Raw genomic sequence first — 14,756 nt, 5'->3', positions numbered from 1 at the left:
ATGGCTGGTTCGCAGAGAGTATATAAGCAGAAGATCCGTGCAACGAAGACCCTGGAAAAGGTCTTCCGCGCCATGGAGCTCATCGCTGCTTCGAGGATCGGAAAGGCGCGCCAGAAAGCGCAGGGCCAGGACCCGTACACTCTCGCGCTGATCCGGTCGATCGCCACGGTCGCTACGCACGCGTCCGACCTTGATCACCCCCTCGTCACGCCCCGCAACGACACGAACAAGGTCGCAATCCTTGTCGTCACCTCCGACAGGGGCATGGCGGGCGCCTACTCCTCGTCGGTTCTCCGCGAGGCCGAGGCTCGCCTCCAGTCGCTCCGCGATGAAGGTAAGGAACCCGTTCTCTACGTCTACGGACGCAGGGGCGAGTCCTACTTCAAGTTCCGCAAGGTAGAGATGGAGAGGGTATGGACGGGTTCGTCCGACAACCCGTCTCCGGAGACCGCTCAGGAGATCGCCGAGGAGATGCTGGAGCGTTTCCTCGCAGACGCTGAGGACGGCGGTGTAGCTGAGCTACACACCGTGTTCACGCGCTTCGAGTCGATGGTCAAGCAGGTTGTCCAGGTACGCCGTATGCTTCCCCTCGAGGTCGTTGAGGCCGAGGGCGAGGAAGGCGACACGGAGGAGTACCCCCTGTACGAGTTCGAGCCGTCCGCCAAGGACGTGTTCGACGCCCTCCTTCCGATGTACGTCTCGCAGCGTATCCACGCCGTGTTGCTCATGGCGGCAGCTTCCGAGCTTGCCTCCCGTCAGCAGGCGATGCACGCGGCCACGGATAACGCGAAGGAACTCATCGAGGACTACACGCGACTGGCCAACAACGCTCGCCAGGCCGAGATCACCACAGAAATTACCGAGCTCATCTCCGGCGCTGACGCGCTGGCGAACTCCTGATAGACCCCGGCCCCTGGCCAAGTGAAGGAAGAAAGAATGACTGCCACCACCGAGACGACGACGGAGACGGGCGTTGGCCGGATTGTCCGTGTCATCGGCGCCATCGTCGACGTCGAGTTTTCCCCGGACCAGCTCCCGGCACTCAATAACGCACTGACCACGACCCTGGACCTCACGGCACAGGGCGAGGGCGAGTCCGTGACGACGATGACCCTCGAGGTTGCTCAGCACCTCGGCGACAATATTGTCCGCACCATTGCTCTCAAGCCGACCGACGGCCTTGTCCGCGGCGCCGAGGTAACCGACACGGGTGCACCGATTTCGGTTCCCGTTGGCGACGTCACGCTGGGACGCGTGTTCAACGTGACTGGCGACTGCCTCAACCTGGAAGAGGGCGAGACCCTCGAGGTGAACGAGCGCTGGCCGATTCACCGCAACCCTCCGCACTTCGACGAGCTCGAGGCGAAGACCCAGATGTTCGAGACCGGCATCAAGGTCATCGACCTTCTGACGCCGTACGTGCTCGGCGGTAAGATCGGCCTCTTCGGCGGCGCCGGCGTCGGCAAGACCGTCCTCATCCAGGAGATGATCCAGCGCGTGGCACAGGACCACGGCGGTGTCTCCGTGTTCGCCGGTGTTGGTGAGCGTACCCGTGAGGGCAACGACCTGATCGTGGAAATGGACGAGGCGGGCGTCTTCGACAAGACTGCACTTGTCTTCGGCCAGATGGATGAGCCCCGGGCACGCGTCTGCGCGTTGCTCTCTCTGCTCTGACGATGGCGGAGTACTTCCGTGACGTCCAGAACCAGGAAGTGCTGCTCTTCATCGACAACATCTTCCGCTTCACCCAGGCCGGTTCCGAGGTTTCGACCCTGCTGGGCCGGATGCCGTCTGCAGTGGGCTACCAGCCCACCCTGGCTGACGAGATGGGTCAGCTCCAGGAGCGCATCACCTCCGTCCGCGGACACTCGATTACCTCGCTGCAGGCAATCTACGTTCCCGCCGACGACTACACCGACCCGGCCCCGGCCACGACGTTCGCGCACCTGGACGCCACGACCGAGCTCTCGCGTGACATTGCTTCGCGCGGCCTTTACCCGGCCGTGGACCCGCTGGCTTCCACCTCCCGTATTCTCGACCCGCAGTACGTGGGCCAGGCGCACTACGACGTGGCAACCCAGGTCAAGTCCATCCTCCAGAAGAACAAGGAGCTGCAGGACATCATCGCCATCCTTGGCGTCGATGAGCTCGGTGAAGAGGACAAGGTGACGGTGGCACGCGCTCGCCGTATCGAGCAGTACCTCTCCCAGAACACCTACACGGCCGTGAAGTTCACGGGCGTTGAGGGTTCGACGGTTCCGGTCGACGAGACCGTTGAGGCCTTCCGCAGGATCTGCGAGGGCGACTACGACCACGTTCCGGAGCAGGCGTTCTTCAACATCGGCGGCATCGAGGATCTGGAGCGTCGTGCACGAGAGCTCGAGGAAGAGAACCGATGAAGGTCGACATCGTCGCACGCTCCGGCGACGGCTGGCAGGGAGAGGCGAGCTCTGTCGTCGTCCCGGCCTTTGAGGGCGAGCTCGGCATCCTTGACGGACGCGAGCCTCTTCTTGCTGTCCTCCGACCCGGCACAGTATGGGTAGAATCGGGCTCAGGAGAGAAAACCTTCGAAGTTCCCCAGGGATTCGTCGTCGTTGACTCGAACGTCGTGACCATCGTTGTCGATGATTCGGGCGAAGGCGAACTTCACCTTGAGGAGCTCGACGACTAGAACGGAAAATCTATGAATGCCCCGGCTGTCATTTTGAGTGTGCTTGTCGCACTACTCTTTGTCGCCGGGGCATTTGTGTTGTGGGCGATGCTCCGCACCCGCGCCCTCTTCAACCGCGTCGGCTCATTCCCCTGCTCGGTCAGTGAGCCTGGCTCAAACGAGTGGAAGGCAGGTGTTGCGGTCTTCGGAGCGGAGTACCTCACCTGGTACAAGACCGGCTCTATCACCCGCAGGCCCTCCCTTTCCTTCTCGCGGCACCGCCTCAGCATTGTCGACTACCACCAGCGCAACGAAGCAGCAGGAACGGCGGTCGTGCACTTTGAGTGCAACGGTGAGGACTGGCTGTGGGCCATGACAAACAGCTCAGTTGCTGGTGTTGTGGGATGGATGGACGGAGCGAGCCCGGTCGAGGAACCCACGGGTATGTAGACTGGACGGCGTGCGTGTTGTCTTTGCAGAATGCTCCGTCGAATACTCCGGCCGGCTCGATGCCTATCTTGCTCGGGCCCCTCGGCTCATCATGATGAAGGCGGACGGTTCCGTTCTCATCCACTCCGACGGTGGCTCCTATAAGCCCCTGAACTGGATGAGTGCCCCGTGCACCCTGACGGAGGCTGAGCCATCCGAAGAAGAAGCCGAGATCGGAGTCGAGCAGGTCTGGCTTGTCGCCAACGCAAAAACGAATGATGCTCTCAACATCAAGGTCTTCAGCATCATCGAAGAGATGGAATACCAGCTGGGGGAGGACCCGGGCCTCGTGAAGGACGGCGTCGAAGCTCACCTGCAAGAGCTCCTTGCCGAACAGGTTGAGCTCGTTGGCCCCGGCACCCGCCTTATTCGGCGTGAGTTCCCCACCGCAATCGGACCGGTCGACCTCATGGTCAAGGACCGGGACGGTAAGCACGTGGCCATCGAGATCAAGCGCAGGGGCGAGATCGACGGCGTTGAGCAGCTTACCCGCTACCTCGAGCTCCTCAACCGCGATCCGCTTCTGGCACCCGTCTCGGGAGTCTTTGCTGCTCAGGAGATCAAGCCCCAGGCCCGGGTGCTGGCAGAGGACCGTGGGATCCGCTGCCTCGTCCTCGACTATGGCGCCATGAAGGGCACGGATAATGCGGAGGACAGGCTGTTCTAATGGGCAGGAAGTCTCGCAAGCGCCCCTACCACCAGGGTCACGTTCCACTCAACATGGACCGGATAACCGGGGGCGTTCGAACCGAAACGGGACCGGGTGGACTCACCTTTAACGTCCGCAACATTCCCTCCGGGCAAAAGGAATACCGCTGCCCCGGATGTCAGCAAATTATCGCTGTCGGAACCCCACACATCGTCGCCTGGACCGAGGAAACCCTCTGGGGTGCACAAGCTGGCCTCGAGGCACGCAGGCACTGGCACAGTGCGTGCTGGCGAGCCAGAGACACCCGCGGCTATAGCTTCTAGCTTGACAAAGAAGCGGAGCGATGAGCCTCCCGAAGAGCGGTCACCACAAAATGTATAACCGGCGAGAAGGCCGTCCAAGCATCGTGATCATCCACCCGGCGGCCTTCGCGTTCCCAAGAGTTTCATGCCCTTCGTTACCCGCGTTAGTTACCCAGACGTGGAAACCCATCGCCGGGAAGTCAACGAAAGATTCCCCGTGAGCAGTCTGAACTGCGTGCGCTTGTGCACGTCACCTAAAATTATGGCCTGCCTCAAGCATTCACTCACCGGGGCGCAGTCGTTACAGTGGTGCTATGACCTACCTCTCTTATCGGATGACGGGGAGCGGAACGCCGCTCCTTCTCCTTCATGCCATGCCCCTGGATTCGACCATGTATGACGAGGTGTGCGGTCACCTCGATACGGTTCTGACAGTCGATGCGCCGGGCTTTGGAAAGTCCCCATCCGGCTCAGAAATCGATAGCAAGTTCGGCGCAACGGCACCGAGCCTGGACACGATGGCGGAGGCGGTTATTGCCGACCTGGAAGAGATGGGTATCGACAGAGTCTTCCTCGGCGGCCTCTCCATGGGTGGTGCGGTCGCCGTCAGCATCCTTGAGAAGGCCCCGGATCTCGTTGCTGGCCTGGTCCTTATGGATACCAATATTGGTGCGGACGCTCCCGAGGCCGGAGAGAAGCGTCTGGAAGCCGCCAACAAGGCCGACGATGGGGATGTGTCGAGCGTGTACGTCATGGCGGACACGATGACCTCTCCCGTCACCAAGGAAGCCCGCCCAGAAGTCTATGCCGATATTTCTCGCAGGCTCCACGAGGTTCAGGGACCGTCGCTGGCCTGGATGCAGAGGGCAATGGCGGCACGCCCCGACCGGCGGCACCTGATCGACACTCTCGACATCCCGCTGCTGCTCATCCGTGGCGAGGACGATGCCTCCTGCACGGCGGAGATGATGGAGGGGCTTGCTGGCAGATATCAGGGCTCGGCAACTGTCGCGACCATCACCAGCGCCGGACACTTCACGGCGCTCGAGACGCCCGGTGAACTTGCCGGACTGCTGTCGGAGTTCGTCTCGGGTAAATGACGCCCAGGCGGGCACCGGTTAGGTTGACCAGCGCAGAACCGGAGCGACAGTTACCGGTAGATGGTCACGCATCTCGTGTGGGTGAGCGGTCGCGCTTGTATTTGGAAATGAAGGGGCGTCCCGGGAACTGATCCCGGGACGCCCCATGCTTCCTGCTATTTCTCTGCACCACGAACGTGGCCGAGGTAGGTGCCTATTCCTGTTCGGTCTCGCCCGCCAGATCGGTCAGCATCTTCTGCTGGTCCGAGCTGAGCAGTGACCTCATGTCCTCCAGGTAGGACGTGATGGAGTCGCGCTGGGCGGTGAGCTGCGCGACGTGCTCCTTGACGGAGTCACGCTCGTTGCGAGCGGACTCGCGGGCCTCGGAGAGGATGGCGCCGGCCTGCGACCTGGCGTCGGAGAGGATTTCCTCGGCCTCTGCGGTTGCCTGGGCAACGCGCTGGGAAGCATCGGACTGCGACGTGGAGCGGAGCGTCTCAGCGCGGCTGACGGCCTCTGAGAGGCGCCTTTCAGCGTCGGCGGCCTTCTGCTCTGCCTCGGACACCATGGTGTTCATGAGTTCCCGCTGGGTTGCTTCCTCGGAGGCGAGCTTGTCGGCAGATTCCTTTGCCTCGGCGGTGAGGCGTTCCCGGTGGTCGGCCGACTCTTGGGAGATCCGCTTCTCGTGGTCGTTGCTTTCGCGGGCAATTCGGTCACGGTGCTCGGTGAGTTCGTTTGCGAGGCGCTCGTTGTGCGCCGAAGACTCGGACTGGATCTTCTCGCGGTGTGCGGCAAGCTCCTCGGCGAGGTTGCGTTCCTGCTCGGACCTGGCGCGAGCCAGTTCGTCCTCCGTGGAGGTGCGGAGTGTCCTCATCTCGGTTTCGGTCTTGGAGCGCAGATCGGCCGTGTAGTTCTGCGCTTCGGTGCGGAGCCTGTGGGCTTCGCGCTCTGCTGATGCAACCATTTCCTCGACCTTGACGCGGGCGTTGTCGAGCTCTGTTGACGCGGTGGCTGTAGCCGACTTGCGTTCATCCTCAGCATCCCGGCGTGCGGTGGCGAGCAATTCGGCGGCCTGCTTCTCGGCTGCCTCCGTCATGCTGTTTGACTGCTCGGTTGCTCGGTTCAGGGTTTTCTCGGCGTCAGCATTGGCCCGGGTGACGATATCGAGGGATTGTTCCTCCGTGGAACGCAGAAGGCGCTCCACCCGAGCACCGAGACCCGAGTAGGACGGTCTATCGTTCTCAGCGAGTTCACGGCGCGCCTCGGCGAGCTCGCCGGATAGCTTGAGCACCTCTGAGTCGAGCGTGGCCACCTGGGACCGTGTCTCGTTGAGTGAGGAGGTCAGCGAGTGCACCTTCTGATCGACCTGCGTCCGATCGTAGCCCCGCATGACAATCGGAAACTGTGTGTCCTCCATAGCATTCCTTTCGTTCGCCACCAGAGTACGCTGTGAAACTAAAAAGTCGGCACCAGTGTGAAACTGCGTACGCTCTACGCAAAAGACTACTTTATAAAATCGTTATACAACTATGCTTGAGCACTGATCATAGACCGAGGAGGAACGACGTGACGGAATGGAAGAAGATGAGGAAGCCGATATCGGCCCTCTTGCTCATCGTGGGCGTGGCACTCATCGTCGTAGGCGTCGGTTCCGCAACCTGGTGGAAGCCGAGCACGACAATTGTGGCGACAACCGAAGCTGAATCAGAGTCCGGAATTATCGTCACCGACCCGGGTGTTCTCGAGATGGTGAACGACACCGTGACCGTTGTTGCCAGGGCACCTGGCACGAACGTTGAGATGGTGGTTGCTTCCAGCAGCACGGCAAACATCTGGCTGGGTGACGACCCGCACGTGCGGGTCACGGGCCTGACCAACTGGGAGACCCTTTCCACCGAGGTTCCCGAGAATGATGCTGCTCCCGAAGATGACATCTCCGTTCAGGGCTCCGACCTGTTCAGCCCCGACAACTTCCTAACAGGTGATGGCGCAGCCGAAATGCACTTCGTGGTTCCCGAAGGTGACTGGAGCCTGATTGCGGTCGGCGAGGACGGTACCACCCCGCAACTCACCATCACGTGGGAGCGCGAGGTCGACACCCCGCACGCAATCCCGCTCATCATCCTCGGCATCGTTATCTTTGCCGCGGGTAGCGCGCTCTTCCTCTTCGACACCCAGGTTCGTTCCATCGCCAAGAAGCGTGCCGAGAGCATCCAGCGCACCGAGCGCAGGGACCGAGCCGATGCGACCGAAACGACCGTGATCCCCGCGATCAAGGTGGACGGTACGGAGCCTGTCGCTCCGGAACGCGACACGGTACGCGAAGCATCCGGCGGTTCCTACGGCGCCGGCATCCTCCCCGCCAGCCCCCGGGCTGAAGAGTTCCGCGCAGCAGAACTCGAGACTGAAGAGCCGGTGATTGAGCCCGTGAATGAGGATGAGACAGCCAGCGATAGCGACGGTGAATCCGAGGTTGCAGGCAATGCTGAGGCCGCACCTCACGCTGACTCGAACGAAACTGATGAGCTCGACGAGTCCGGTGATCGCGATCGCGTGGCAGAGGCAGAGCTCTCTGGCGAGTCAGATCAGGCTGAGGAGCTGGCCGGAGCCGAGACGCAGGTTGATGACAAGGACGAGTCTGGCGAATCGTTCGATCAGGCCGAGTCGGTAGCTGACGAATCCGGTGATGCGGACGCGGACACCGAAGAGGCTGTGTCGAACGAGAGCGACTTAGACGACAACTCTGATGAGAGCGATTCGGTCCAGGATGCTGAAAATCATGCCGGTGCGGATCCTAATGAAGTCCTCAGCGAGAATTCACCCTCCTCTCATGTTGAATCAGTAGATTCCGAGGTGGAGGAGTCCGGTGTGTCTGACTCTGAGCAGCATGATGCTCAGAGATCGACGGATGAATCGGACAATGACGATGAACGGCGCGCGACCTCGGCACAGTGGCGCGAGCTGTGGGGCTTTGGCCCGAAGGAGTAATCATGACCGTATCGAGAAAATATTGGGCACTTGCTGCCGCGACCGCTCTGGTCCTGAGCGCATGCTCGAATGATGCCAACGAACTGCCGAGCCCGTCGGTCGAGACACCGTCAGCTTCGGCAACGGATAACGGGGAGGGCACGGGCGAGCCCGTCGAAGGTGAGGAAACCGGTGGGGAAGAAGCCACCGATGACACCGTTGAGCAGGGTGAGAACCAGTCCCTACGTGCCGACCAGGTCCTGGAAGCTATCTCGGAGGCGCTTGACGTGGCCTACGAGGAGCGTTCGGCCGAGAACGTCATGGACAGGGTCACGGGTCCCGCACGCCGGACCATCGAGGCGGGCTTTGAGAACTCCGACCGGTTCGGCACGGAGGTTGAGCCAATCGCCATGACCGACGCGGATTCGACGTGGAGCATGTCGACAGACTTCCCTCGCGTTGCCATGGTGTTCACCGAGAACCCGGATACTGGCTCCAACCACCAGCTCGTTGTCCTCTCGCAGGTGGAAGGCCGCGAGAACTACAAGCTGTGGGGTTACGCCGACCTGGTGCCGGCCGATGTGGAAATCACCTTCGCAGCCGATACTCAGTCGATCGCCAAGGACGACAAGGAAGGAATCGCGGCTCCCGCGATCCAGGTTGTCACCGAATATGCTCAGCTGCTGAGCGGCGACGAAACGAACGTGACGTTCGAAGGCGATTCGCTTGCTACGTCCCTCTCGGAGCAGCGGGAATCGATCTCGGAGTCACTCGGCGAAACCGGAACGGCGTCCGTTAACGCTGAGGCTCTCGACCACGGCCCGATGACCATGGCCACCGAGGACGGCGGCGCGGTCACGATGGGTTACTTCAACTACGATGTCGAAATTGACCGGACTTCGGCAGGCTCGACGATCACTGTTGGCGATGAACTTGCTCAGTGGCTAACCGAAGAAGAAGATTCGACATACGATGTTCAGGGAACGCTCACATCGACGTACTCCGTCATGGTGGCGTTCTACATCCCGCCGCAGGGCGGTGGGAATGTCCAGGTGATCGCGACATCGAGCCCCGAGCTCATCGAGGTTGCCGACGACGAGTCCACGAACCCGGATGACGAATAGGAATTAACAATTGAGTGAGCCACTGAATATCCGTGGAGCAGTCGACCTGTCGGCGCTCGCCCCCGCCAAAGAGCAGGAGCGCATGAAGGCGCAGACAACGAACGAGAACGGCGAGCAGGTGATTCCGGGACCGTTCGTGCGCGACGTGACAATGGAGAGCGTGCAGTCGTTCCTCGAGCTGTCACTCCACGTGCCGCTCGTCGTGGTCTTCACTTCGCCCCGCTCCGAAGGTTCCCTGGCACTAGCCAAGACCCTCGAGTCGCAGATTCTGTCCCGCGGCGGCGCAATCGGCCTTGGCCTTGTCGAGGCCGACTCCTCCCCGGAGATCGCCCAGGCCTTCCAGGTTCAGGCGGTCCCCACGACCCTTGCCGTCCTCGGCGGCAACCCCGTCCCGCTCTTCCAGGGCACCATGGACGATGCTGACGTTGCCAAGGCGCTCGACAGCGTCCTCCAGGCCGCCGAGCAGCTGAGCGTGCACGGGAGGCTCGACGGAGATGAGGACGGTAGCCTGCCGGAACCGGAGCTCCCGCCCCACGTCAAGGAAGCAAACGAGGCGCTCTCCGCCGGTGACTTTGACAAGGCCCACGCCGCCTACACAAAGGCACTCAAGGAGAACCCGGGCGACGAGGTAGCGAAGGTCGAACTGGCACGCGTTGAGCTTCTTCAGCGCGTCCAGGGATACGACGTTCAGTCCATCATGTCGACCGCGAAGGATGCTGACCTCACCGACGTTGATTTGCATCTGCAGGCCTCCGACATTGAGGTTGCTGCCAGCCGCCCCGAGTCGGCCTTCGGTCGTCTGCTCGCAGTCATCCGAGCGACCTCGGGCGATGATCGTGAGAAGGCACGCGAACGGATCGTCGCCCTGTTCAACATTGTTGGCATCCACGACCCGCTCGTCACCGAGGTCCGCAAGCAGCTCGCCAGCGCACTCATGTAGTGCTGAGCTTGCTGGCGAGCCGCCTCAAGGCAAACTGCTAGCTCTCTTGCGTGAGCCAGACCGTCGTGTCGGCACCGATCGTGTTTGATATGGGCGATGATGACAGAAGCACCCGCCACCCGCTAGGGACGGGTGCTTCGTCGTTAAAGCAGGTCAGAACCCGAACATCACCGACCCGATAGTCGAGAACGGAACCCTCGGAGTGATCCTCGATCGTGGAGGTGCCGAGTTCCAGCTCTGAACGCAGGGCCAGTGCCTTCCTGAAGAAGGCAAGCGTGGAGTTGGGGTCGCTCTCCTGCACATCAACCGCAAACCGCTCCCAACCGTCCGGCTGAGGCAGCCAAGTGTCACCGGTGGGGGAGAAGCCCGCCCCGGGCTTTGTTGAGTCCCAGGGAAGGGGAATGCGGCAACCGTCACGACCTGCTTCCTCGCCCTTCGTGCGACGGAACGTGGGGTCCTGCCTCGCCTCATCGGGCAGGGACGTGTGCTCGGGGAGCCCGAGCTCCTCACCGTTGTAGATGTAGGCGGAGCCTGGCAGAGCCAGCATCAATAGCTGAGCTGCCCGGGCGCGCTTGGAACCGAGCTCGAAATCGGGTTGGGGATCGGTGGCGTAGATGCCGTTGGGGCCCTTGCCGGTCTTCTCCAATCCCATCCGTGAAGCTACGCGAACCACGTCGTGGTTTGATAGCACCCAGGTGGTGGGTGCGCCGACCCCGCCGTTCACCTCGTAGGACAGGTCGATTACCTCTCTCATTGCATCTGGTTCCCACGGGCTAGCAAGGAATGAAAAGTTGAAGCACTGATGGAACTCGTCCTCGCGGACATAGAGAGATCTGCGAGCATCGTCAGTCACCCACGCCTCGGCACACAGCATGCCGCCATAGGAGTCGACGATCTTGCGCCAATCTCGATAGATCTCGTGGACCTCGTCCCGATCCCACATGGGAGCGGGCGGAATATCGGTTTGGTCCCGGCCGGACACCATGTCCCAGTGGAACTGCCAGTCCGGAAGGCTCCGGTCCTTGATGAGGCCGTGAGCCACGTCGACGCGGAAGCCTGCCACGCCGCGCTCCAGCCAGAACCGCAAGATTGCTTCAAACTCCGTGCGAACCACCTGATTGTCCCAATCCAGGTCAGGTTGGGAGGAATCAAAGAGGTGCAGATACCACTGCCCATCTGCCACCCTCGTCCATGCGGGGCCGCCAAAGACACTCGTCCAATCCGTCGGAGGAATTTCGCCGTTCTCACCCTTGCCATCCCGGAACCAGTACAGGTCGCGGTAGGGGGAATCGGGGGAGGAGATCGCCTCCTGGAACCAGGGATGCTGATCGGATGTGTGGTTCGGAACCAGGTCAACGATGACCTTGATGCCCAGCTCCGTGGCCTTCGCGATCATCTCATCGGCGTCCTTGAGCGAACCGAACAGTGGATCAATATCCCGGTAGTCAGAGACGTCGTAGCCGTGGTCCTTTTGAGGAGAGGGATAGAACGGGGAGATCCACACGGCATCCACCCCCAGCGACTTGAGGTAGGGGAGCTTCGAGGTGATCCCGGCTAGGTCCCCGACCGGGCCGGAGGAAGACTTAAAGGATCTTGGATAGATCTGATAGATTACGGCGGAGCGCCACCACTCGTTAGCCACGTTGCTTCCCTTCGAAGATGTTGATGGTTCCTTCGAAGTCTATAACCTGAGCGTGGCCGGGAGTGCGACGTTACAGAGGCCGCACCCGACGACAGCAACAGCACGGGCAAATAAAGCACAGACGCCGGACGGACTGGAAGAGCCTGCCTAACCCCGGAGGGCTAAGCAGGCTCGGTTAAGCATTGGCTAGAACTGCGACTGGTTGGGTGCGGCCCCGGAGGACTCGCGGGTGATGAGCTCCGACCGGAAGGTGAAGGGAACCCGCGGCGGGTTGCCGCCCTTCATCAAGTCCACCAGGGTATTAACTGCGGCGGATGAGATTTGACGGACGGGCTGACGGTTGCTGGTCAGCGGCGGATCCGTGAATGCCATCAGGGGAGAGTCGTCGTAGCCAACGACCGAGACATCCTCGGGGACGCGAAGGCCCCGTTGGCGGATCTGACGGATCGCCCCGAGAACGAGAAGGTCGGAGCCGCAGATAATGCCGGTGACGCCAAGGTCGAGCATGGTGTCTGTTGCTCGGCCACCGCTCTCGACCGAGTAGTGGGAGTGCAGAACAGTCTGGTCCGTGTCGGGGCACATCTCCATCATCGCCTGACGGTAGCCCATCGCCATGTCCTGGGCGGGGCGGAACCGTTCCGGTCCCGTGATCAAGCCGATCGACCGGTGGCCCGAATGGTAGAGATGGCGAACCGAATCCTTCACCGCTCCAACGTCGTCGGAGGAAAAGTCCGGGACCCCAATGTTGGGGTTGCGGCCATTGATCGTCACGTAGGGGATCTGGCGCTCGTCCTCGTCCAAGTAGCGGCGAACATCGTAATCAGACTCGTTGGCGACACCCGACAGGAAAATAACTCCCGAGACGTTCTGCTTGACCAACATCTGCAGATACTTCTCCGTCCCGCCAGCCGAGGAGTGGGTGAGAAGGATCGGGGCGTAGTCCCGCAGACTCAGCTGATCGACCAGCTCCTGAATGTACTCGGGGGCACTGGGGGTGTTGAGATCGGGGGCAACAATGCCGACCCTGTCATCGCTACGGTCACGCAGAGCATCCGGTCGCTCATAGCCTAGCTCGTCAAGAGCCTGAAGAACCAACTGCTTGGTGCCCGTTGCAACCGTTGATTTTGCGTTGAGAACTCGCGATACCGTTGCGGTCGATACACCGGCCACGGCAGCAACGTCAGCCAGCCGAATCTTCTTCGTCATCAGTACTTTCCTTGTACGACAATAGGTTAGCTACCGGTAAATTGTAACGGATTGCAAAGTTTCTTGCTTAGAAATACGTCCTAGACCTGCGCGATTGTCAAGGGACGCTGGATGAGAGTTTTAGCAATGTAACTGTGAGGAATTGTTGCACCAGGAGTAAACGGTGTGACTGCAATTGTTTCCGCGGATATTGCTAGGCTGCGCTTAGTTCAAAATGAAGGCTCCACGTAGGGGTAATCTTCGCCGGCGAAAGTCTTCAGGATTGCGGAGAAGATTATCTGTGCACCTCGAACGGGGACTGCCATCCCAATCTGCTTGCGAACAGATTCTTTATTGCCGTGAAAGACATATGAGTCAGGGAAAGTCTGGAGTCGTGCGCGCTCCCGATTTGTGAGGGCGCGTGGCTCATCCCAATGGTAAACATGCGTACCGCCGCCCCGGAACCGGTGATTGTGTATGAGGGGAGGTCAGGGTGCAATCGACGATAAATCTGAGAGATTGTTGTCGTAGTCTTGATCTTAAGATGCTCAGGCAAGTCGGAATTGAAAGCGTTCTTCCCGGGCTCGATTAGTTTGAGTCGCTCGACCACGTTCTTTGATTGGCGAGTCTTTTCTTGATTCGAGGCCCATGTCGGAATGTCGGAGAGCGCTGTTGAAACTGAAACGTCTTCACTTGAAAACTGAACCGTGGATGGTACTTGATATGTCAGACCAAGATCCGATCTAATGCCAACCACAATAATCCTGTGCCGACTTTGCGGAACGCCGTAGTTCTCAAACTTGTAAAGGTGAGGAGTGATCTCGTATCCCGAATCCCGCATGTCCTCAAGGATTTGGCGAAATGCGGAGCCATCTTTGTTTGAAGCAAGGCCTCCGACATTCTCTGCAACGAAAAATGAAGGTCTAAACTCTCGGAGTGCACGAATGCCATACGTGTAGAGCGGTCCAAAGTCTCCCTCTAGTCCTTCTCTTCGCCCAACGATGGAGAAGTCGTTACAAGGGAAGCCAAATGCTAATCCGTCGATGGAACCAATGTTTTTCAAGACGGAGAAGTCCAGTGTTCTGACATCCTGGTTTATGACCGTGGGGGAGGCGGTACTGCCGCAGATGTTCTCAGCGTAGGTTTTACAGGTGTCTGAATCGTAGTCTGAAGCCCACTGATGGACGATCTCATAGCTTGGGTTATCGATGGCGGCTTGAGTAGCGCCGAGTCCGATGCCGCCAGGGCCAGAGAACAGTTCGCCTAAACGAAATGATGCGCGGGCCCTGTCTTCTTCCGTGCGTTCGGGTGGAATGGGTGCTAGAAGTGCATTACTTTTTGGCTGGGATCGAGGTATGTCGAGTGTGGGTTGCCATTCGTTGGTGCCAATGCCAGCCATGTTGGGCTCGTACCTCCAAAGGACTCGACTACGAAGAATCAGGGATTGAGAACCCTGATCTCAAAAAATGCAAGTGTACTCGACGCTACTGATAAAGCGTCGGCTTTCATTCTCTCATCAGATGCTGTGTGCCGCAGCTTTAGTGAGCGAACTGTTTATCTGGGCAGGGATTCTGTTGATTAATTCGCACTTTACGATTCTTGTGGCGGTGATGTATTCGGGATCGGCAGAGCCGTGTTCTCCATTATTCGAATAAGTTGGTACTTAAATCGGATTCTGTCCATGTTTAATCGTTCGGTTGGATATCATCGTTTGAGGATCGTAGAAGGG

13 protein-coding genes and 2 pseudogenes are annotated in these 14,756 nt (G+C 60.1%); 10 read left to right on the top strand and 5 right to left on the bottom strand.

Annotated features, from left to right (window positions below; all coding sequences use genetic code 11):
• The 7 genes and pseudogenes from EJ997_RS06945 to EJ997_RS06915 all read left to right on the top strand — a co-directional run bounded on the left by EJ997_RS06945 (position 1) and on the right by EJ997_RS06915 (position 5,190).
• The gene (locus EJ997_RS06945; RefSeq protein WP_126703909.1) at positions 1-900 is read left to right on the top strand and encodes a F0F1 ATP synthase subunit gamma; all 900 of its coding nucleotides are present in this window, start codon (positions 1-3) and stop codon (positions 898-900) included.
• 36 nt (positions 901-936) lie between these two features.
• A pseudogene (gene atpD / locus EJ997_RS06940) lies at positions 937-2,399 on the top strand (F0F1 ATP synthase subunit beta).
• On the top strand, positions 2,396-2,671 hold the full coding sequence (locus tag EJ997_RS06935) for a F0F1 ATP synthase subunit epsilon (RefSeq protein ID WP_126703908.1): 276 nt from the start codon (positions 2,396-2,398) through the stop codon (positions 2,669-2,671). Before atpD ends, EJ997_RS06935 begins: the two are co-directional and overlap by 4 nt.
• 39 nt (positions 2,672-2,710) lie before the next feature.
• Positions 2,711-3,100 (top strand): DUF2550 family protein, encoded by a 390-nt coding sequence (locus EJ997_RS06930; RefSeq protein WP_164719857.1) that lies wholly within the window; start codon positions 2,711-2,713, stop codon positions 3,098-3,100.
• 10 nt (positions 3,101-3,110) lie between these two features.
• The gene (gene nucS / locus EJ997_RS06925) at positions 3,111-3,806 is read left to right on the top strand and encodes an endonuclease NucS (protein WP_126703906.1); all 696 of its coding nucleotides are present in this window, start codon (positions 3,111-3,113) and stop codon (positions 3,804-3,806) included.
• Entirely contained in the window at positions 3,806-4,111 is a 306-nt protein-coding gene (locus tag EJ997_RS06920) for a hypothetical protein (RefSeq protein ID WP_126703905.1), read from the top strand. Before nucS ends, EJ997_RS06920 begins: the two co-directional genes overlap by 1 nt.
• A gap of 293 nt (positions 4,112-4,404) precedes the next feature.
• Positions 4,405-5,190 carry an alpha/beta fold hydrolase gene (locus EJ997_RS06915; protein ID WP_126703904.1) on the top strand — a complete coding sequence of 262 codons (786 nt, stop codon included), beginning with the start codon at positions 4,405-4,407 and terminating at the stop codon, positions 5,188-5,190.
• 193 nt (positions 5,191-5,383) lie between these two features.
• Here the strand turns inward: EJ997_RS06915 and EJ997_RS06910 are convergent, their stop codons facing one another.
• Complete coding sequence (locus EJ997_RS06910) at positions 5,384-6,586, bottom strand: cell division protein DivIVA (protein WP_126703903.1); 1,203 nt, start codon at positions 6,584-6,586, stop codon at positions 5,384-5,386.
• Positions 6,587-6,735: 149 nt separating this feature from the next.
• On the opposite strand from EJ997_RS06910, the gene EJ997_RS06905 reads away from it, so the two are divergent.
• From EJ997_RS06905 to EJ997_RS06895, 3 genes are read left to right on the top strand one after another with little or no spacing between them, the layout of a single operon-like run.
• Positions 6,736-8,157, top strand: coding sequence for a hypothetical protein (locus EJ997_RS06905; protein WP_126703902.1), 1,422 nt, complete (start codon positions 6,736-6,738; stop codon positions 8,155-8,157).
• A 2-nt stretch (positions 8,158-8,159) separates the two neighbouring features.
• On the top strand, positions 8,160-9,260 hold the full coding sequence (locus tag EJ997_RS06900) for a hypothetical protein (protein WP_126703901.1): 1,101 nt from the start codon (positions 8,160-8,162) through the stop codon (positions 9,258-9,260).
• A gap of 10 nt (positions 9,261-9,270) precedes the next feature.
• Positions 9,271-10,200 (top strand): tetratricopeptide repeat protein, encoded by a 930-nt coding sequence (locus EJ997_RS06895; protein WP_126703900.1) that lies wholly within the window; start codon positions 9,271-9,273, stop codon positions 10,198-10,200.
• A gap of 37 nt (positions 10,201-10,237) precedes the next feature.
• Here EJ997_RS06895 and EJ997_RS06890 read toward each other — a convergent pair whose 3' ends face one another.
• From EJ997_RS06890 to EJ997_RS13460, 4 genes and pseudogenes are all read right to left on the bottom strand, one after another.
• Positions 10,238-11,842, bottom strand: coding sequence for a glycoside hydrolase family 13 protein (locus EJ997_RS06890; RefSeq protein ID WP_126703899.1), 1,605 nt, complete (start codon positions 11,840-11,842; stop codon positions 10,238-10,240).
• Positions 11,843-12,028: 186 nt separating this feature from the next.
• Positions 12,029-13,048, bottom strand: a complete 1,020-nt coding sequence (locus EJ997_RS06885) for a LacI family DNA-binding transcriptional regulator (protein WP_126703898.1) — start codon at positions 13,046-13,048, stop codon at positions 12,029-12,031.
• Between the two features lie 209 nt (positions 13,049-13,257).
• The gene (locus EJ997_RS13755; RefSeq protein WP_206501901.1) at positions 13,258-13,506 is read right to left on the bottom strand and encodes a DNA cytosine methyltransferase; all 249 of its coding nucleotides are present in this window, start codon (positions 13,504-13,506) and stop codon (positions 13,258-13,260) included.
• A 41-nt stretch (positions 13,507-13,547) separates the two neighbouring features.
• A pseudogene (locus tag EJ997_RS13460) lies at positions 13,548-14,426 on the bottom strand (DNA cytosine methyltransferase); the annotation flags it as partial.
• Positions 14,427-14,756: the final 330 nt, after the last annotated feature.

This window comes from Flaviflexus ciconiae, assembly GCF_003971195.1.
GTDB classification, from domain to species: domain Bacteria; phylum Actinomycetota; class Actinomycetes; order Actinomycetales; family Actinomycetaceae; genus Flaviflexus; species Flaviflexus ciconiae.
This window is presented reverse-complemented; position numbering and strand designations above follow the sequence as displayed.

Coding starts and splice junctions, on each gene's coding strand:
- EJ997_RS06915 (WP_126703904.1), top strand. CDS start 4,405: ATGACCTACCTCTCTTATCGGATGACGGGGAGCGGAACGCCGCTCCTT.
- EJ997_RS06910 (WP_126703903.1), bottom strand. CDS start 6,586: ATGGAGGACACACAGTTTCCGATTGTCATGCGGGGCTACGATCGGACG.
- EJ997_RS06885 (WP_126703898.1), bottom strand. CDS start 13,048: ATGACGAAGAAGATTCGGCTGGCTGACGTTGCTGCCGTGGCCGGTGTA.
- EJ997_RS06920 (WP_126703905.1), top strand. CDS start 3,806: ATGGGCAGGAAGTCTCGCAAGCGCCCCTACCACCAGGGTCACGTTCCA.
- EJ997_RS06945 (WP_126703909.1), top strand. CDS start 1: ATGGCTGGTTCGCAGAGAGTATATAAGCAGAAGATCCGTGCAACGAAG.
- EJ997_RS06935 (WP_126703908.1), top strand. CDS start 2,396: ATGAAGGTCGACATCGTCGCACGCTCCGGCGACGGCTGGCAGGGAGAG.
- EJ997_RS06900 (WP_126703901.1), top strand. CDS start 8,160: ATGACCGTATCGAGAAAATATTGGGCACTTGCTGCCGCGACCGCTCTG.